Annotated in this window: 5 protein-coding genes; 4 read left to right on the top strand and 1 reads right to left on the bottom strand. The window is 43.1% G+C overall.

Going from position 1 to position 2,170, the window contains the following annotated elements; translation table 11 throughout:
- The 4 genes from cobU to PX481_RS19375 form a co-directional block, all read left to right on the top strand.
- The coding region (gene cobU / locus PX481_RS19390; RefSeq protein ID WP_288095523.1) for a bifunctional adenosylcobinamide kinase/adenosylcobinamide-phosphate guanylyltransferase at positions 1-519 on the top strand (519 nt) is incomplete at its 5' end.
- Positions 520-524: 5 nt separating this feature from the next.
- A complete protein-coding gene (locus PX481_RS19385) occupies positions 525-968 on the top strand; it encodes a class I SAM-dependent methyltransferase (protein WP_002761190.1) in 444 nt (147 codons plus the stop codon).
- Positions 969-1,073: 105 nt separating this feature from the next.
- Positions 1,074-1,664: a 3-isopropylmalate dehydratase small subunit gene (leuD, locus tag PX481_RS19380; RefSeq protein WP_002761195.1), complete on the top strand. Its 591-nt coding sequence runs from the start codon at positions 1,074-1,076 to the stop codon at positions 1,662-1,664.
- Positions 1,665-1,765: 101 nt separating this feature from the next.
- Entirely contained in the window at positions 1,766-1,942 is a 177-nt protein-coding gene (locus tag PX481_RS19375; protein ID WP_002740601.1) for a hypothetical protein, read from the top strand.
- A 68-nt stretch (positions 1,943-2,010) separates the two neighbouring features.
- Here the strand turns inward: PX481_RS19375 and PX481_RS19370 are convergent, their stop codons facing one another.
- On the bottom strand, positions 2,011-2,139 hold the full coding sequence (locus tag PX481_RS19370) for a hypothetical protein (RefSeq protein ID WP_002761199.1): 129 nt from the start codon (positions 2,137-2,139) through the stop codon (positions 2,011-2,013).
- Between the last annotated feature and the right edge of the window lie 31 nt (positions 2,140-2,170).

Genomic DNA, 2,170 nt, shown 5'->3' with positions numbered 1-2,170 from the left:
GCCCGTTCTGGGAAAAGTGAATGGGCCGAATATTTAGCCAAAATCAGCCAAAAACCCGTTATTTATATCGCCACCTCCTCGGTGGATGAAAAAGATCAAGAATGGTGCGATCGCATTGAAAGACACCGGCAGCGACGTTCCCCCCAATGGCAAACCCAAGAAATTCCCCGACAATTAAGCGAAACTATTGATAATAGCCCATTTTCTCACTGTTTATTGATCGATTCCCTCGGTACTTGGGTAGCCAATTGTTTAGAAATGTCGGCAGCTGAATGGTTAGAAATTAGCGATCGATTCTTGTATTCCCTCAAAAACGCGGCGGTTGATGTTATTCTGGTGGCGGAAGAAACCGGTTGGGGTGTGGTTCCCGCTTATCCCCTCGGTCGTCTGTTTCGCGATCGTTTAGGCGATCTCTGTCGTAGAATTGGCACAATAGCAGACGCGGTTTATCTAGTTACCGGCGGCCATGCTCTTAATTTAAGTCAATTGGGTCAGTCTTTGTCGATAATTGGGCAATAGAGAAGATGAGCAACGATTATCAGCGTCAAGTAATTGATTTTTATGCCCTTCGTCACGATTACGATAACGATTTTACGCAAGCTCGCGCCCTTAAATTAGTAAATTATCTCTATTTACAAAAAAGCCAATCTGTGCTATACGTGGCAACGGGAACGGGATTTATAGCGGTCGCAATTGCCCCAAAAGTGAAAAGTGTCATCGGGGTTGATTTCACGCCGGAAATGATTGCCAGAGCCGAAAAAAAGCTAGAAGCATTAAATATCGAGAATATTGACCTAATTAACGCCGATATAGCTGCTATTGACTTTGCCGAGTCTAGTTTCGATCTGATCATCTGTTCTCTGGCGATTGCACTTTTCCCCGATATCCCGCAAGTGCTGGCAAAATGGTATCAATGGTTAAAAAAAGGCGGTTCGGTCGCCTATCGGCTGCCGAAATTGCGACTCTAGTGAACAATTATCGCCGAGAAATCGAGAAAAATGCCACCGATCAGGGAGTATGGCAAGATGCAACCACTTTTTTTTGTCACTGCTAGTAAAAGTTAGAAAAAGATCATGAGTCAAGTTAAAACCATCTCCGGACGAGCTTTACCCTTGCGAGGCAACGATATTGACACCGATCGCATTATTCCGGCTCGTTTTTTGCGTTGTATCACCTTTGAAGGTTTAGGAGAACAAGTGTTCGCCGATGATCGAGCCGCTTTACAGGGGAGTCATCCTTTCGATCTACCCCAGTACCAAGGGGCGAAAATTTTGGTAGTTAATGGTAATTTTGGTTGTGGCTCTTCTCGGGAACACGCACCGCAAGCGATTTTACGTTGGGGAATTCAAGCAATTATCGGGGAAAGTTTCGCCGAAATATTTTTTGGCAATTGTATCGCTAATGGGGTTCCCTGTGTCACTGCTGAGGCTAAAACTATCGCCCATTTACAGGATTTAATTGCAGCTAATCCCGAAATTCCCGTCGATCTTTCTTTGCCAACCATGACGGTGGAATGGGGGGATTTTGTCGCTACCGTCTCTATGAATGAAGGTTCCCGACAGATGTTAATAGAAGGTGATTGGGATACCTGCGGACAGCTTTTACAAAATCTCGATCTAATTCAATCTACCGCACAAAAGTTACCCTATTTAAGTTTCGTCTAGAGAAACAATCTAGGCTGAGGGTGCGTTAGTAATAGATTAACGTACCCCGGCAGGGATTTTGTTGGAGATGCCGCGGCTGTAAATATTAAAAAATCTGCCCTATGACTAATTCTGATAATAATCTCCAAAATATCCAAGAACCGATTTTAAACGCTCCCGAAGATGTGCGAAAAATCATCGATCGAGTTTTAAAATTGGAAAGAGATAAGTTATACCAGCGCAATCCTCGCAATATCAATGATGATGTTTTAACGATTATTAAAGAAGTAATTCAATAATCAGTTATCAGTTATCAGGAGTCAGGAGATAGGGTGATAGGGTTTTGGGGTGATAGGGTGATAGGGATTTAGGGGTTTAGGGAAATTTGGCTCTTCGTTACTTGGTATGATTCGATCAGGGGGCATAAATCGACTAAATCCTTATCCGGCAAGAGACTTAATTGATTAGCTCGTTCTAGATCGAAAACAATTGACAAAAATCGCCAAATGTCTTTCTATATAAGGGTT

Source organism: Microcystis sp. M53603_WE2, assembly GCF_030065435.1.
The sequence above is the reverse complement of the archived record's forward strand: the minus strand, read 5'-3'. Positions and strand labels throughout refer to the sequence as shown.